General features: G+C 72.3%; 12 protein-coding genes. 7 read left to right on the forward strand and 5 right to left on the reverse strand.

What is annotated here, in order from left to right; genetic code table 11:
- Positions 1 to 21: 21 nt before the first annotated feature.
- From ACFSZT_RS28080 to ACFSZT_RS28095, 4 genes are read right to left on the reverse strand one after another with little or no spacing between them, the layout of a single operon-like run.
- Entirely contained in the window at positions 22 to 300 is a 279-nt protein-coding gene (locus tag ACFSZT_RS28080; RefSeq protein WP_377392922.1) for a hypothetical protein, read from the reverse strand.
- 32 nt (positions 301 to 332) lie between these two features.
- Positions 333 to 1334, reverse strand: a complete 1002-nt coding sequence (meaB, locus tag ACFSZT_RS28085) for a methylmalonyl Co-A mutase-associated GTPase MeaB (protein WP_377392919.1) — start codon at positions 1332 to 1334, stop codon at positions 333 to 335.
- 12 nt (positions 1335 to 1346) lie between these two features.
- Positions 1347 to 3515, reverse strand: coding sequence for a methylmalonyl-CoA mutase (scpA, locus tag ACFSZT_RS28090; RefSeq protein ID WP_377392916.1), 2169 nt, complete (start codon positions 3513 to 3515; stop codon positions 1347 to 1349).
- On the reverse strand, positions 3515 to 5389 hold the full coding sequence (locus ACFSZT_RS28095; RefSeq protein WP_377392914.1) for a methylmalonyl-CoA mutase family protein: 1875 nt from the start codon (positions 5387 to 5389) through the stop codon (positions 3515 to 3517). Before ACFSZT_RS28095 ends, scpA begins: the two co-directional genes overlap by 1 nt.
- A gap of 117 nt (positions 5390 to 5506) precedes the next feature.
- On the opposite strand from ACFSZT_RS28095, the gene ACFSZT_RS28100 reads away from it, so the two are divergent.
- Positions 5507 to 7231: a serine/threonine-protein kinase gene (locus tag ACFSZT_RS28100; RefSeq protein WP_377392911.1), complete on the forward strand. Its 1725-nt coding sequence runs from the start codon at positions 5507 to 5509 to the stop codon at positions 7229 to 7231.
- A gap of 40 nt (positions 7232 to 7271) precedes the next feature.
- On the forward strand, positions 7272 to 8081 hold the full coding sequence (locus tag ACFSZT_RS28105; protein ID WP_377392908.1) for a purine-nucleoside phosphorylase: 810 nt from the start codon (positions 7272 to 7274) through the stop codon (positions 8079 to 8081).
- A gap of 282 nt (positions 8082 to 8363) precedes the next feature.
- Here the strand turns inward: ACFSZT_RS28105 and ACFSZT_RS28110 are convergent, their stop codons facing one another.
- Entirely contained in the window at positions 8364 to 9587 is a 1224-nt protein-coding gene (locus ACFSZT_RS28110; RefSeq protein WP_377392905.1) for a helix-turn-helix domain-containing protein, read from the reverse strand.
- A 67-nt stretch (positions 9588 to 9654) separates the two neighbouring features.
- On the opposite strand from ACFSZT_RS28110, the gene ACFSZT_RS28115 reads away from it, so the two are divergent.
- From ACFSZT_RS28115 to hisS, 5 genes are read left to right on the forward strand one after another with little or no spacing between them, the layout of a single operon-like run.
- A complete protein-coding gene (locus ACFSZT_RS28115) occupies positions 9655 to 11301 on the forward strand; it encodes a phospho-sugar mutase (RefSeq protein ID WP_377392902.1) in 1647 nt (548 codons plus the stop codon).
- A gap of 42 nt (positions 11302 to 11343) precedes the next feature.
- Positions 11344 to 11796, forward strand: coding sequence for a flavodoxin family protein (locus tag ACFSZT_RS28120; RefSeq protein WP_377392899.1), 453 nt, complete (start codon positions 11344 to 11346; stop codon positions 11794 to 11796).
- Positions 11797 to 11845: 49 nt separating this feature from the next.
- The gene (locus tag ACFSZT_RS28125; RefSeq protein WP_377392896.1) at positions 11846 to 12526 is read left to right on the forward strand and encodes an LppX_LprAFG lipoprotein; all 681 of its coding nucleotides are present in this window, start codon (positions 11846 to 11848) and stop codon (positions 12524 to 12526) included.
- Positions 12523 to 14043: an MFS transporter gene (locus tag ACFSZT_RS28130; RefSeq protein WP_377392893.1), complete on the forward strand. Its 1521-nt coding sequence runs from the start codon at positions 12523 to 12525 to the stop codon at positions 14041 to 14043. Before ACFSZT_RS28125 ends, ACFSZT_RS28130 begins: the two co-directional genes overlap by 4 nt.
- 34 nt (positions 14044 to 14077) lie before the next feature.
- Positions 14078 to 15370 carry a histidine--tRNA ligase gene (gene hisS / locus ACFSZT_RS28135; protein ID WP_377392890.1) on the forward strand — a complete coding sequence of 431 codons (1293 nt, stop codon included), beginning with the start codon at positions 14078 to 14080 and terminating at the stop codon, positions 15368 to 15370.
- The last annotated feature ends 228 nt before the right edge of the window (positions 15371 to 15598 follow it).

Genomic DNA, 15598 nt, shown 5'->3' on the forward strand with positions numbered 1-15598 from the left:
GCATCGTCGACGAAGCGAGCGTCACTTGCCCTTCGCGCGCTTGCTCCGGACGTGCCTGCCCCATACCACGATACCCAGCAGCACCGCGGCGGCGACGCCCACGACGAGCTTGCTGCGCGAGTTGCGCGCGTCGGCCTCCGTCTGGGGGTCGAGCTGGGGGCCCGGTGCGGGCTCCTCCTGAGCGAGCACGGGCGTGGCCGCGGCCACCGGCTCGGCGGCGCCCGCCTGCGCCGGAACACCCAGGATCAAGGCGCCGACCAGCACGGTCAGCACGGAGACGAGGACGGCGTAGGCGCGCACGCGTTCAGTGTGCCCTGCCGGGCCCGTCGCCGTCAGGCGCCACGCGGTGACTCTCCGCCGAAAGCGGCCAGGATTCGCTCGGCGGCCAGCGTCGCGGTGAGCTTCCCTTCCCGGACGTCCCGCTCGACGTCGGGCACGATCGCCCGGACGTCGGGATGCTCGGCGAGCCGGTCGAGCAGCTGGTCGCGGACCATCGCCCACGTCCAGTCGATGAGCTGACGCTTGCGCTTGGCCTCCAGCTCGCCGGATTCCGCGAGGGTCTCGCGGTGCCTGCGGATCTGCTGCCAGACGCCATCCAGCCCGGCCCCCGTCAGGCCGCTGCAGGTCAGCACGGGTGGCGTCCACGCGGCCTCGGGGCCGTAGATCATGCGCAGAGCGCCGGAGAGCTCGCGGGCCGCCCGGCGCGCCTCGCGTTCGTGATCGCCGTCGGCCTTGTTGACGGCGATCACGTCGGCGAGCTCGAGCACGCCCTTCTTGATGCCCTGTAGCTGGTCGCCGGTCCGCGCGAGGGTGAGGAACAGGAAGCAGTCGACCATGTTGGCCACCGCCACCTCGGACTGGCCCACGCCGACGGTCTCCACCAGCACGACGTCGTAACCCGCCGCCTCCATCAGCACGATCGTCTCCCGCGTGGCGCGCGCGACGCCGCCGAGGGTGCCGGACGTCGGCGACGGCCGGATGAACGCCGACGGGTCCACCGCCAGCTTGGCCATGCGGGTCTTGTCGCCAAGGATGCTGCCGCCGGTGCGCGTGGACGACGGGTCCACGGCGAGCACGGCGACCCGGTGCCCCGACCCGGTCAGCGTCGTGCCCAGCTGGTCGATGAACGTCGACTTGCCGACCCCGGGCACACCGGTGATCCCCACCCGCTGCGCGCCGCCGGAGTGCGGCAGCAGCTCCACCAGCAGCTCCTGCGCCTGCCTGCGATGTTCGGGCCTGCTGGACTCCACCAGCGTGATCGCCCTGGACAGCACGCCGCGGTCCCCGGCCCGGACACCCTTGGCGTACTCGCGAACGTCGATGCTGCGCGCCATGCCGTCGGGTGCCTACGCGTGCCGGGCTTCGAGCTGGTCGAGCAGGCCCACCGCCGCGTCGGCGATGACCGTGCCCGGACCGAAGATGGCCGCGGCGCCCGCCTTGCGCAGGTCGTCGTAGTCCTGCGGCGGGATGACGCCGCCGCACACGACCATGATGTCGTCCCGGCCCAGTTCGGCCAGCTCCGAGCGCAGCGCCGGCACCAGCGACAGGTGCCCCGCGGCGAGCGAGGAGACGCCGACGACGTGCACGTCGGCCTCCACCGCCTGGCGAGCCACCTCGGCCGGCGTGGAGAACAGCGGGCCCACGTCGACGTCGAAGCCGAGGTCGGCGAACGCCGTCGCGATCACCTTCTGGCCGCGGTCGTGGCCGTCCTGGCCCATCTTGGCGACGAGGATGCGCGGCCTGCGGCCCTCGGCCTCGGCGAACCGTTCGACCCGCTCGCGGACGGCCTCCACGTTCTCCGACTTGCCGACCTCGTCCCGGTACACACCGGAGATGGTACGAATCTGGCCGGAGTGGCGGCCCCAGACCTTTTCGAGCGCCTCCGAGATCTCCCCGACGGTCGCCTTGGCCCTGGCCGCGTCGATGGCCACCTCGAGCAGGTTGTCTCCGCTGTCGGCGGCGGCGGTCAGCCTGCGCAGCGCGTCCTCGACGGCACCGGCGTCCCGCTCCTCGCGCAGCTTGCGCAGCTTCTCCAGCTGCTGGGCGCGCACGCCGGCGTTGTCCACCTTGAGCACGTCGATCTGCTCTTCGTCGGTGACGCGGTACTTGTTCACCCCGATCACCGGCTGCCTGCCCGAGTCGATGCGCGCCTGCGTGCGGGCGGCGGCCTCCTCGATCCGCAGCTTCGGGATGCCGGCGTCGATGGCGCGCGCCATGCCACCCGCCGACTCGACCTCCTGGATGTGCGCCCACGCGCGCCGCGCCAGGTCGTAGGTGAGCTTCTCGACGAAGGCTCTGCCGCCCCACGGGTCGATCACGCGCGTCGTGCCGGACTCCTGCTGCAGCAGCAGCTGCGTGTTGCGGGCGATCCGCGCGGAGAAGTCGGTGGGCAGCGCGAGCGCCTCGTCGAGGGCGTTGGTGTGCAGCGACTGGGTGTGGCCCTGCGTGGCCGCCATCGCCTCGACGCAGGTGCGCACGACGTTGTTGTAGACGTCCTGCGCGGTGAGCGACCAGCCGGAGGTCTGCGAGTGCGTGCGCAGCGACAGCGACTTGTCGTTCTTCGGCTCGAACTGCTTGACCAGCTTCGCCCACAGCAGCCGGGCCGCGCGCAGCTTCGCGACCTCCATGAAGAAGTTCATGCCGATCGCCCAGAAGAACGACAGGCGCGGCGCGAACTTGTCGATCTCCAGGCCGGCGTCCAGCCCGGCGCGGATGTACTCGACGCCGTCGGCGAGCGTGTAGGCGAGCTCGAGGTCGGCGGTCGCCCCGGCCTCCTGCATGTGGTAGCCGGAGATGGAGATCGAGTTGAACCTCGGCATGTGCTGCGAGGTGTAGGAGAAGATGTCGGAGATGATCCGCATCGACGGCTGCGGCGGGTAGATGTAGGTGTTGCGGACCATGAACTCCTTGAGGATGTCGTTCTGAATGGTCCCCGTGAGCTGCTCGGGCTTGACGCCCTGCTCCTCGGCCGCGACGACGTAGAGCGCCATCACGGGCAGCACCGCGCCGTTCATGGTCATCGACACGCTCATCTTGTCGAGCGGGATGCCGTCGAACAGCTGCCGCATGTCGTAGATCGAGTCGATGGCGACGCCGGCCATGCCGACGTCACCGGACACCCTCGGGTGGTCCGAGTCGTACCCGCGGTGGGTGGCGAGGTCGAACGCCACCGACAGGCCCTTCTGCCCGGCCGCGAGGTTGCGGCGGTAGAAGGCGTTGGACTCCTCGGCGGTGGAGAACCCGGCGTACTGCCGGATGGTCCACGGCTGGTTGACGTACATCGTCGGGTACGGCCCGCGCACGAACGGCGCGATACCCGGATACGTCCCGAGGAAGTCCACATCGGACAAGTCCTCGGCGGTGTAGAGCGGTTTGACACCGATGCCCTCGGGCGTCTCCCACACCAGCGCGTCCGCGCCCTTGCCGGTGCCGGCGTGCAGTGCCTCCGCCCAGTCCGCCTGGCTGCCGGGGCGCGGTTCGCCCAGCTCGACGTCGGAGAAGTCGGGGATGCTCATCAGGAGACTCCCAGCTTGTCGAGGGTGGCGGTCAGCACGGCGAGCGCGTCGCATCCGGTGTGGACATACCCGGTGACGCCGTCGTGGTCGGCGGGCTTGCCCGCAAGCAGGACCTCGGTGGCCCCGGCCTCCCGCAGCGCCTTCGCGGCGCCCGCGGCCTGCTCGGCGTAGGTCGCGTCGCTGCCGCACAGGCACGCGACGGTGGTCCCGCTGTCGCGGAACGCCCGCACCAGGCCGTCGAGACCGTCGGTGACGCCCGGGTTGACGGGCTCGATGCCGCCCGCCTGGAACAGGTTCGACGCGAACGTCGCCCGCGCCGTGTGCGCGGAAAGCGGGCCGAGCGTGGCGAGGAATACCTTCGGCCTGCTGCCGTGCTCGGCGAGGTGCGCGTCGGACCGGTCGCGCAGCCGCTCGTACGCCTGGGCGTAGCGCACCCGGGGCAGGCCGCCACCGTCCACACCGGAAGGCAGCGGCGGGCGTTCGACGGGCTTCTCGTCGAGCAGCGGGAACTCGCTGACGCCCGTGATCGGGTCCTGGCGGGTGGCGATCCGCCGCGAGCGGGCATCCCAGGTCTCGGCCAGCCGGGCGGCGAGCGCGCCGGAGGACAGCTCGGCGACGATGCCACCCGCCTTCTCGATGGCCGTGAACTCCCGCCACGCCGCGCGGGCCAGCTCGTCGGTGAGGTTCTCGACGTAGAAGGAGCCACCCGCCGGGTCGATGACCCCGGCCAGTTTGGACTCCTCGAGCAGGATGGTCTGCGTGTTGCGGGCGAGGCGCAGGGAGAAGTTGTCGGGCAGCCCGATCGCGCCGTCGAACGGCAGCACGGTCACCGCGTCGGCCCCGCCGACCCCGGCGGAGAACGCCGCGATCGTGGTCCGCAGGATGTTCACCCACGGGTCGCGCTGGGTCAGCATCGCGGGCGAGGTGACCGCGTGCTGTGACATGCCCACGCCGGGGGCACCGGAGACCTCCAGGACACGCGCCCACAACCGGCGCGCGGCACGCAGCTTGGCGATCGTGAGGAACTGGTCGACCGTCGCGGCGTACCGGAACTCGAGCTGCGACGCCGCGGTCTCGACGTCCAGTCCGGACTCGGTGAGCGCCCGGAGGTAGGCCACGCCGGTCGCGATGGAGGCGCCGAGTTCCTGGGCGTCGGACCCGCCGGCCTCGTGGTAGGGCAGGGCGTCGACGGCGATGGTCCGCAACCGCGGGTACTGGCCGGCGATCCGCGCGGCGAGCGCCGCGGCCGGGCCGACCTCGTGCGCGCGCCCCGTCTGTGCGTGCAGGCCGATCGGGTCGGCGCCGATGTTGCCGCCGACCTCCCCCGCGGGCACACCCCGCTCGGAGTGGACGGCCAGTAGTGCCTCGGCGGCGGCCTCGTAGTCCTCGCCCGCGTCGAGCACGACCGGCGCCAGATCGAGGTAGACCTCGTTCAGCGCGTCGGCAAGGCCCTCGAGCGGCAACGCGTCCGCGCCGAGCCGCAGCCAGACGGAGTTGACGCCGTTCTCCAGGTCGGCGAGCACGGCCTTGTTGACGGCAGCGGGGTCGGCGTGACCGTGGCGAGACCGGACATCCCACCCGGTGATGACGTTGCCCTCGGGTTTGCGCCCCCGCACGAACGGCGGGAGGCCCGGGAAACCCGCCGGCGGCGCGGCGTCCTCGGCGGTGTAGAGCGGCTGGATGTCGATGCCGTCGTAGGTCCGGGTGGCCAGCAGGCTCTGCGGCGGGCCGGAGAAGCCCTCCGGCAGCGCGCCGCTCTTGGCGAGCACCCCGGCGACGAGGCGCTCCCAGTCCGCCCGATCCGGTGTGCCGAACTCGGCCGCGAGCGACAGCTCGTCCGGCGCGGACTTCGGCGTCCCAGCCACTTCGGTCATACCCAGTGATGGTAGGCGCAGCAAGGGGGGCGCGGATGTGAGGCTGATCGCGACTCCCTCCCGGCGGGCATCGGCGGGCGGAGACCGGCGCGCCCGCGGCTTCGCCACAATGGTGTGGTGTCCGCGCCACCCGAACAGCCCCGAGTCGTCGCAGGCCGCTACCGGCTGCAGTCCGTGCTCGGCTCCGGCTCGATGGGCACGGTCTGGGCGGCCTACGACGAGTTCCTGCAGCGCCAGGTGGCCGTCAAGGAGGTCCGGATTCCGCCGGGCGTGCCCACCGAGCAGGTCGCCGAGCTGCGCGAACGGACCTTGCGCGAGGCGCGGGCCATCGCGGTGCTGTCGCACCCGAACGTGATCGTGCTGCACGACGTCGTGCGCGAGGGACACGACCCGTACGTCGTCATGGAGCTGCTGCCCTCCCGCAGCCTGGCCGGGCTGCTGCACGGCGGCAGGCGGCTGACGGTCGTGCAGGCCGCGGTGGTGGCCGACGCGGTGGCGGCGGCGCTGGCGGCCGCCCACGCCGAGGGCATCACGCACCGCGACGTCAAACCCGGGAACGTGCTGGTGGCCCGCGACGGGCGCATCAAGCTCACCGATTTCGGCATCGCCCGCAACATCTCCGAGGTCACCATGACCCACACGGGGATGATGCTCGGCTCGCCCGCGTTCATCGCGCCCGAGGTGGCCTCCGGCGGGGCCGTCACCTACGCCGCCGACCTGTGGGGACTCGGCGCGACCCTGTTCGCCGCCACGGAGGGCAGGCCGCCGTACGACGTCGACGGCGATCCACTGGAGACGGTCAGCAGGGTGGTGCACGGCGAGGTCCCCGCGCCGTCACCAGGACCGCTCGCACCGCTGATCCGCGGGCTGATGGCGAAGGACCCGCCCGCGCGGATGGCGTTGCCGGAGGTGCGCCGCAGGCTGTACCCGCTGCTGCCGCAGCCGGCCAGGCGCGTGTTCGGCCCGGAGCTGTTCACCCGTGCCGACGGCAGGCCGGCGGGCCCCGAGGCCGACGTGACCCAGGTGATCCCCCGGCTGCCGCCGACTCCGCCGCCTGCCTCCGCTGATCCGCAGCGGGACGAGCTCGCCGACGGCGGTGGTGCGCTTGCCGCCGACCCCGGCCCGTTGCCGTTCGACATCTCCGAACCCGCTGCCGAGCCCACCGCCGAACCCGCCGCGCCGGCACGCCGCACGACCGCGCGGACCGTCGCGATCGTCGTCGCCGTGATCCTGCTGTTCCTGCTCGCCGCGGCGGGCGGGTTCCTGCTCACCCGGGTGCTCGCGGGACAGGAGGTGGGGCCGCCCGGCGACACCGGCAACACCCACGCCGCCGCCGCGCCGCCGACTCGGCAGGCGCTCGTGACCCGGGAGGGCGACGCCACGAACCTGCGGGGCGCCAAGGGCGGGCTGTTCGCCGTCGACGTCCCCGCCGACTGGACGCGGTTCGTCACCCAGCGGCCCGCGGACGAGTTGCCGACCAGCACCCGGGTGCAGTTCGTCTCCGCCGACGGGGCACGGGTGCTCGGGGTCGAACGGTTCGCGCACTATGCGTCCACCGTGGACGCCTATGTCCAGGCACTGCACACCTACTGGGCGCCCGGCGACTTCACGCTGGTGCGGTCCGAGCCGTTGCCCGGGCGCGACGGCAGGCTCGTGATCTACCGGACGGCCGAACGCGGCGCCGACGGCGAACGGGCCATCAACCGCAGCACCATCGCGGAGGTGTTCCCCAGCGGCACGAGCCTGTGGGTGGTGAGCGTGACGGTGCCGGTGGAGCAGGAGCGGCTCGGGCGCAGCGAGCTGTTCGACCGCATCGTGCCGACGTTCCGCAAGACCGACTGACGGCCGGGCCGCCCGCGGCCGCAGGCTAGGCTCCCACGTCGTGAGCAACACCAACGACACCCAGCCCAGCGAACTCGCCGCCACCGCGGCCTCGGTGCTCGCCGAGCGCACGGGGGCCGAGCGGCACGACATCGCGATCGTGCTCGGCTCGGGCTGGCGGCCTGCGGCCGATGTCATCGGCGACCCCGAGGCGGAGGTCCAGCTCGGCGAGCTGCCAGGATTCGAGACCCCGAGCGCCGTCGGCCACGGCAGCACGGCCCGGTCGGTGCTCGTCGGCGGCAAGCGTGCGCTGGTGCTGCTCGGCCGGACGCACCTGTACGAGGGCCGCGGTGTCGCACGCGTGGTGCACGGGGTGCGGACCGCCGCCGCGGCCGGGGTCAAGACGGTGCTGCTCACCAACGCCGCGGGCGGGCTGCGGGAGGGCTACCGGGTCGGCCAGCCGGTGATCATCTCCGACCACCTCAACATGACGGCCACCTCGCCCATCACGGGCGCGAACTTCGTGGACCTCGTCGACCTCTACTCGCATCGCCTGCGTGCGGTCGCCAAGGAGGTCGACCCGTCGCTGGACGAGGGCGTCTACGCGGGACTGCCCGGTCCGCACTTCGAGACCCCGGCCGAGATCCGGATGCTGCGCACGCTCGGCGCGGACCTCGTGGGCATGTCGACCGTGCTGGAGGCCATCGCGGCGCGGGCCGCGGGTGTCGAGGTGTTCGGCCTGTCGCTGGTGACGAACCTGGCGGCGGGGATGACGGGCGAGCCGCTCAGCCACGAGGAGGTCATCGAGGCCGGGCGCGCCGCGGCGGAACGGATGGGTGGCCTGCTGCGCGAGCTCGTCGTCCGCGCCTGATCACTTCGAGGTGGTGACCGGTGTGGTCGTGATGGGCACGTCGGCGATCTCTCTGCGCGGCATGAAGGCTCCCTTCCGGCTGCCGGACGATGTCGGTGAACGCGATTCCCGCGACGCGGACAGCGCACGCCCGAGGCGCTCAATCCGTTGCGGTAGAGCCAATTTGACCGATGACCGACAGGGCGACAATAACCCGATCGAGTACACCGGATCCGTGTTCACAGGAGCTGTCACACTCCTGACAGAACTGCACGTTGCGACACTCACGCGGGTGCGGGATCGCTAACCCGGCCGGGTCCGCAGCAGTGCCCGGGCCCGCAGCGCGACAGCCAGCGCGAGCCGCTCGTCCGCGTCCCGGAGCCGGTCGCCGTAGTGCTGGTCGAGCTGATGCAGGCGGTGGCGCACGGTCTGCGGGTGGACGTCCAGCCGAGCGGCGACGTCGGGTGCGCTGCCCGTGCTCTCCAGCCACGCCGAGAGCGTCTCGGCGAGGAGGTCCCGCCGGCGTCTCGTGAGCCCGGCGAGCGGGTCCAGCGCCCACGCGACGAGGCGGCGGGCCAGCGGCGGCTCGGCCAGCAACCAGAGCGTGAGCAGGTGATCCTCGCCCCGCAGCACCGGCCGGTCGGCGACCACGCCGTCGTCCCGCAACGCGGCGAGCTGCCGCGCCCAGCGCAGGGAGTGCCGCGCCTCGCCGAGTGGGACGGCCGGGCCGACCACCAGTCGCGTGCCGGGCAGCGCGGAACCGACCTCGGCGACCTCGGCGACCTGGGCGGCCTCGGGGACCTCGCCGGCACGCACCGGTAGCACCAGGCACGGGGTGTCGCTCTCGAGGTCCACCAGGATGTCGTCGGTCAGCTCCGGATCGTCGAGGACACCGTCGGGGGCGTCGACCACGGCGACGGCGACCTCCTCGGGCAGCGGCCAGCCCGCGGCGAGCGACTGGTCCAGTAGCACCTCCAGCGGCGCGGGCACCTCGGCCAGCAGCAGTTCGAGCAAGCGCTTGCGGCGGCGTTCAAGAGCACCGGCGGCGCGGGCCTGCGCGGCGGCGTAGCCCTCGTGAGAGAGCTCGGAGAGCTCATCCATGTAGGCGAAGAGCGCGGCGGCCAGCTCGCACATGGTGGCCACCGGCAGTCCCGCCCGCAGGCCGATCTCGCTGAGCCCCTGCCAGCCGATCCGCGCGCCGATCCGGAACGCCGAGTGCAGCACCTCGATCCCGCGGCCCTCGGCGACCTCGTACTTGCCGAGCTGCCGGAACAGCTGGCCGGTGCCCTCGGGCGGCGCGGGGTCGCCGAGCAACCGGTCGAGGAACTCCAGCACGCCCTGCTCCACGCCGTCGCGGATGGCCTTGCCGAACGTGCCCTCGAGCGGCCTGGCGTACTCCGGGATGGTCCGTTGGATCTGCTGCAGAATGCGTTGCGCAACGTGCCCCGCGCTCTGCCGGAACACCGGAGCCAGCCTGGCCAGTTCCTCGCGAGCGGACGGCCCGATCAGCGCGGCTCTCCGCGTCACGTCGCTACCCCCTTGGACAAGCGGGGGCGACGGTAGCGGGGCGTCGTCACGTTGACAACATGGAGCGGTGCCCGAGCAGACCACACGGCTCACGCCCGACCTGCGTGACGCGGCGTTCCGCTGGATCGCCGACGACCCGGATCCGGTGACGCGCGACGAGCTCCAGGCGGTGCTGGCGCGGGCACTGGGCGGCGACCCGGAGGCTGTCGCCGAGCTGGCCGACCGGATGGCGGGCCCGCTGACGTTCGGTACCGCGGGATTGCGCGGCCCCGTGCGTGCGGGACCGAACGGCATGAACACGGCCGTGGTGGTCCGGACGACGGCCGGCGTGGCGCAGTGGCTGACCGAGTCGGGCCACGCGGGCGGCACGGTGGTGGTCGGCCACGACGCGCGGCACGGATCGGACCGGTTCGCGGCGGCCGCCGCGGAGGTGCTCACGGCGGCCGGGTTCGCCGTGTCGGCACTGCCGGGACCGTTGCCGACGCCGGTACTGGCGTTCGCGACCCGGCACCTCGGCGCGGTCGCGGGCATCCAGATCACGGCGTCGCACAACCCGCCCGCGGACAACGGCTACAAGCTCTACGACGACACCGGCACGCAGATCGTGCCGCCCGCCGACCGCCGGATCGAGGCGGCGATCGCGGCCTCGCCCGCCGCCGTCTCGGTGCCGCGGGGAGGCGGCGCCACCGTGCTCGGTGCCGACATCGTCGAGGCGTACCTGGCGAAGGTCCACGCCCTGCCGCGGGGCCGGGCACGCGACGTGCGGGTGGCCGCGACGGCCCTGCACGGGGTGGGCGCCGACGTGCTCGAACGCGCGTTGCGCGGCGCCGGGTTCACCGACGTGCATCTGGTGGCCGAGCAGCGGGAACCGGACCCGGACTTTCCGACCGTCGCGTTCCCGAATCCCGAGGAGCCCGGCGCCACCGACCGGCTGCTGCAGCTTGCCGCCGACGTCGGCGCCGATCTGGCGATCGCGCTCGATCCCGACGCCGACCGGTGCGCACTCGGCGTCCGCGACGGCGACTGGCGCATGCTGCGTGGTGACGACACCGGGGTGCTGCTCGGCGAGTACATCCTGTCCGGTGTGGACTCGGCGGACCCGCTCGTGGCCACCACGATCGTGTCGTCGTCGATGCTGGCGAGCATCGCGCGGTCGCACGGCGCGCGCTACGCCGAGACGCTCACCGGCTTCAAGTGGCTGGCCCGCGCGGGCGAGGGCCTGGTCTACGCCTACGAGGAAGCGCTCGGCGTGTGCGTCAACCCCGGTTTCGTCCGGGACAAGGACGGCATCGCGGCGGCGGTGCTGGCGTGCGACCTCGCCGCGTCGCTGAAGGCCGGCGGCCGCACCCTGCTCGACGTGCTCGACGACCTCGCCGTCCGGCACGGCGTCCACCTCACCGACCAGGTGTCCCTGCGGATCCCGGACCTGCGCGCGCGGGCCGAGCTCATGGACCGGCTACGCGCGCACCCGCCCGCCACGCTCGCCGGCACGGACATCACCGCCGAGGACCTCCTGCCCGACGCCGACGTGCTGCGCCTGCGTGGCGAGGGGCTGCGGGTCGTGATCCGCCCGTCGGGGACGGAGCCGAAGCTGAAGGTGTACCTGGAGGCGACCGCTGCCGTGCCCGGTCCCACGGAGTTGCCGGACGCGCGCCGCCGGGCCGCGGACCTCCTAGCCGCCGTCCGCACCGATCTCGACCGGCTGCTGGCCTAGCGTGGTTGCGGCTCGCCGTGGCGGCGGGCACGCTGGGCCACTGTGGCCACCCTGCTGATCGTCCACCACACACCCTCACCGCACCTGCAGACCATGTTCGAGGCGGTGGTGTCCGGCGCGACCGATCCGGAGATCACCGGCGTCGACGTCGTGCGCAGGCCCGCGCTGTCGGCCACGGCGGCCGACGTGCTCGCCGCCGACGCGTTCCTGCTCGGCACCCCGGCCAACCTCGGGTACATGTCGGGCGCGCTCAAGCACTTCTTCGACACCGTCTACTACCCCTGCCTGGACGCGACCCGCGGCCGCCCCTTCGCCTACTACCTGCACGGCAACCAGGGCATCGAGGGCGCGGAGAAGGCGATCGCGACGGTGACGACCGGCCTCGGCTGGGAGCAGTCGGCGCAACCCGTGGTGGTACTGGGCGAGCCGGGCAAGGACGACCTGGCGGCCTGCTGGGAGCTCGGCGCGACGATGGCCGCACACCTCATGCCGTGATCCGCGACGCGGCCACGGGCACGAGCGCGGTGGGCCATACGATTCCGACATGGTCATCCGCCGAATCCTCGCGGGTCTGCTCGCGCTCACCGCGGTGGTCGCAGCGGGCTGCACCTCGGGCGAGGCTCCCAGTGAGCCGCTTCCCGACGGCCGCACGCTCATCGCCGACGCGGCAGCCGCGGCCGCCGACCTCCGGAGCACGCACTTCTCGATCCAGGTGGACGGGAGCATCCCCGGCCTGATGGTGCAGAGCCTCGAGGGCGACCTCGACAGGTCCGGCCAGGCCAAGGGCAACGGCACGCTGAACCAGCTGGGCCAGCTCGTCGAGGTCGAGTTCGTGCTGGCGGACGACACGCTCTACCTCAAGGGCCCCACGGGCGGGTTCCAGAAGATCCCCGCGGCGCTGAGCTCCACTGTGTACGACCCGTCCGCGGTGCTCGACCCCGAGCGCGGCATCGCGAAGCTCGTGTCGAGCCTTCAGGACCCGGCCACCGAGGCCAGGGAGGAGGTCGACGGCACGCCGGCGTACAAGGTCACCGGCAAGCTCGACCGGAACGTGCTCTCCGGCCTGCTGCCCGGAATCCCGTCCGCGGCCGACGTGACGTTCTGGCTGCGCGCCGACGGCAAGCCCCTGCCGGTGAAGGCGACCGCCGCGTTCCCCGACAACGCCACCGTGGACGTCCGGCTGTCCGATGTGGACAAGCCGGTCACGGTCACCCCGCCCGCGTGACCGCGCTCGGCACGTCCCGGCGCGGCCGGTCCATCGCGATCGGCGCCGGCGGGCTCGCCGTCCTGCTGGGCGCGCTCGACACGTACGTGGTGATCGGTCTGCTCCGGCAGATCATCGAGGACCTGCAGATCCCGGTGAACCGGCTGGAACAGGTCACGCCGATCGTCACCGGCTACCTGCTCGGCTATGTCGCCGCGATGCCGCTGCTGGGTCAGGCCTCCGACCGGTTCGGCCGCAAGGCGCTGCTGCAGGCATGCCTGGCGGCATTCATCGCCGGCTCGGTGCTCACCGCCCTCGCGGGGACCCTGGCGCTGCTGGTGGCAGGCCGGGTGCTGCTGGGGGTGGCCGGTGGGGCGCTGCTGCCCGTGACACTGGCACTGGCCGCGGACCTGTGGTCCGAGCAGAAGCGAGCCTCGGTCCTCGGCGCGGTCGGCGGCGCCCAGGAGCTCGGCAGCGTGCTCGGCCCGGTGTACGGGATCGCGCTGGCCGCCCTCGCGGGCTGGCGCAGCGTGTTCTGGGTGAATGTCCCACTGGCGCTGCTTGCCATGGTGGCCGTCCACGTCTCCGTCCCCGGCGGCCGGGTGACGGGACCGCGCGCCAAGGTGGACGTCGTCGGCGCGAGCCTGCTCGCGGTGTCGCTCGCCCTGCTGGTCGTGGGCCTGTACAACCCGAACCCGCGGGAGGACGTACTGCCCGGCTGGGGCCTGCCGTTCCTCGGCGCTGCCGCGGTCGCGCTGGTGGCGTTCATCGTCTGGGAGTCTCGCGCCCGGACGCGTCTCCTCGACCCCACCCGGGTACGGTTGCGCCCGTTCTTCGCGGCGCTCGGCGCGAGCCTGGCGGCCGGGGCGGCCCTCATGGTGACGCTCGTAGACGTCGACCTGTTCGCTCAGACCCTCCTCGGCCGCGACGACCAGGGCAGTGTCGTCCTCCTGCTCCGGTTCCTGATCGCCCTGCCGATCGGCGCCGTCGCCGGTGGTCTGCTCGCGAGCCGGCTCGGTGAACGCGGGGTCGCCTGCGCCGGCCTGCTCATCGCCGCGGGCGGGTTTCTGCTCATGTCGTTCTGGCCCGCCGACGTCCTGGCCAGCCCCCACCACATCGGGCCGCTGACGCTCCCCCGCCTGGACACCGACCTCGCGCTCGTCGGCCTCGGGCTCGGCCTCGTCATCGCGCCGCTGTCGGCGGTGGTGCTGCGGGTGGTGCCCGCGGAACAACACGGTGTCGCCTCCGCGGGCGTGGTCGTGGCGCGGATGACGGGCATGCTCGTCGGCATCGCGGCCCTGTCGGCGTGGGGCCTGCACCGCTTCCACAGCATGACGGCGTCGCTGAACGTGCCGATCCCGGTGCTGTACCCGTCACAGGAGGCGTTCGATCGTGCGCTCGACGACTACGTGGGCGCGCTGCGTGACGCCCTGCTGACGCAGTACACCGAGATCTTCGCGATCACCGCCGTCGTGTGCGTCGTGGGTGCGGGCCTCGCCCTGCTCAGCGGTTCGCGCCGGGTCGTTAGACTCGATTGAGCAGCCGAATCAAATCAGTGAGGACCATTCGACCGTGCCCGAATACCTGCCGACCGCGCCGTACCGGGGTACCCGGGACTTCCTCCCGGCGGAGATGTCCGTCCGTACCCAGGTCTTCGGCAAGCTCTACGAGGTCATCGAGCGGTACGGGTTCCAGCGCTACGACGGTCCGATCCTGGAGTCAGCTGAGATCTACGAGGCGAAATCCGGCGAGGAGATCGCCAACCAGCAGCTGTACACACTCACCGACCGGGGCGGCAGGCGCCTCGCGTTGCGTCCCGAGATGACGCCGTCGGTGGCCAGGATGATCGCCGGCAACGCCGGTTCCCTGCAGTTCCCCGTGCGCTGGTACAGCCACCCGAACTGCCACCGCTACGAGCGTCCTCAGCGCGGGCGGGTTCGTGAGCATTGGCAGATCAACGTCGACATCTTCGGCTCCACCAGCCCGAACTGCGAGCTCGAGATCTTCGAGCTCATCCACGACATGCTGGCCGGGCTGGGCGCGAGCGAGGACATGTTCGTGGTGCGCGCCAACGACCGCAACCTGCTGTCCTCGGCCCTCACCGACGTCGTGGGCGTGCCCGCCGACCAGCTCTCCGACGTGTTCGCGCTGGTGGACCGCTGGGAGAAGTACGACCGGGACAAGCTCGCCGCCGACGCCGGGGAGATCGGGCTGTCGGACAAGCAGTTCGACCGGCTGGGCGACGTGCTCGGCGCCGGCACCGCGTTGCTGGACGACCTTCCCGCGGAGGTGAAGGAGGCGTCGAACCTGGTGACGGTGCTCAAGAGCAGCGCCGCCGACCTGGTGCGGTTCGATCCGATGATCGTACGCGGGCTCGCCTACTACACGTCGACGGTGTTCGAGGTCTTCGACACCTCGCCGGAGAACAACCGCGCACTGTTCGGCGGGGGCGCCTACAGCGACCTGGCCTCGTTGTTCACGCCCAAGCAGATCCCCGGCATCGGGTTCGGCATGGGTGACGTGACACTGATGGACTTCCTCGGCACCCACGGTCTCCTGCCGGAGCCGAAGCCCGAGGTCGATGTCGTCGTCCTCCCCGTCACCGAGGATCTCGGCCAGGAGGCGCGCTCAGTCGCCACCACGCTCCGGCGAGCCGGTATCCGCACGTCGGTGCCGCTGGAGTACCGCAAGCTCGGTAAGGAGCTGGGTCGCGCCGACAAGTCCGGCGCCCGCGTCGTGGTGATCGTGGGCCGCGAGGACTGGGACGCCGGCAACGTCACCGTGCGCAGCCTGGCCACGCGCGAGCAGCACCAGGTATCCGTGGACGCCGCGGCCGAAACGGCGTCGCGCCTGCTCGCCGGCTGACCAGACGCAAAAGAAGGTGGGCCGGTCGCGATTCGACCGGCCCACCCTTCTGTATCCCCGCGTGCTTCCCGAGCGGGAAAGCTCACCACAAGGGCTCGCCGCACTCGGCAGGACCTCGTCAATCCCCAGGACTGGCAAGTCTGACGAAGCCCGGAATGGGTGCACAAACGGAGCAGGGCCCGTCACCCTGAGGGTGGCGGGCCCTGCCCTTTACGTTTTGTTCGGCGG

The organism is Prauserella oleivorans (assembly GCF_042685745.1).
GTDB classification, from domain to species: domain Bacteria; phylum Actinomycetota; class Actinomycetes; order Mycobacteriales; family Pseudonocardiaceae; genus Prauserella_A; species Prauserella_A oleivorans.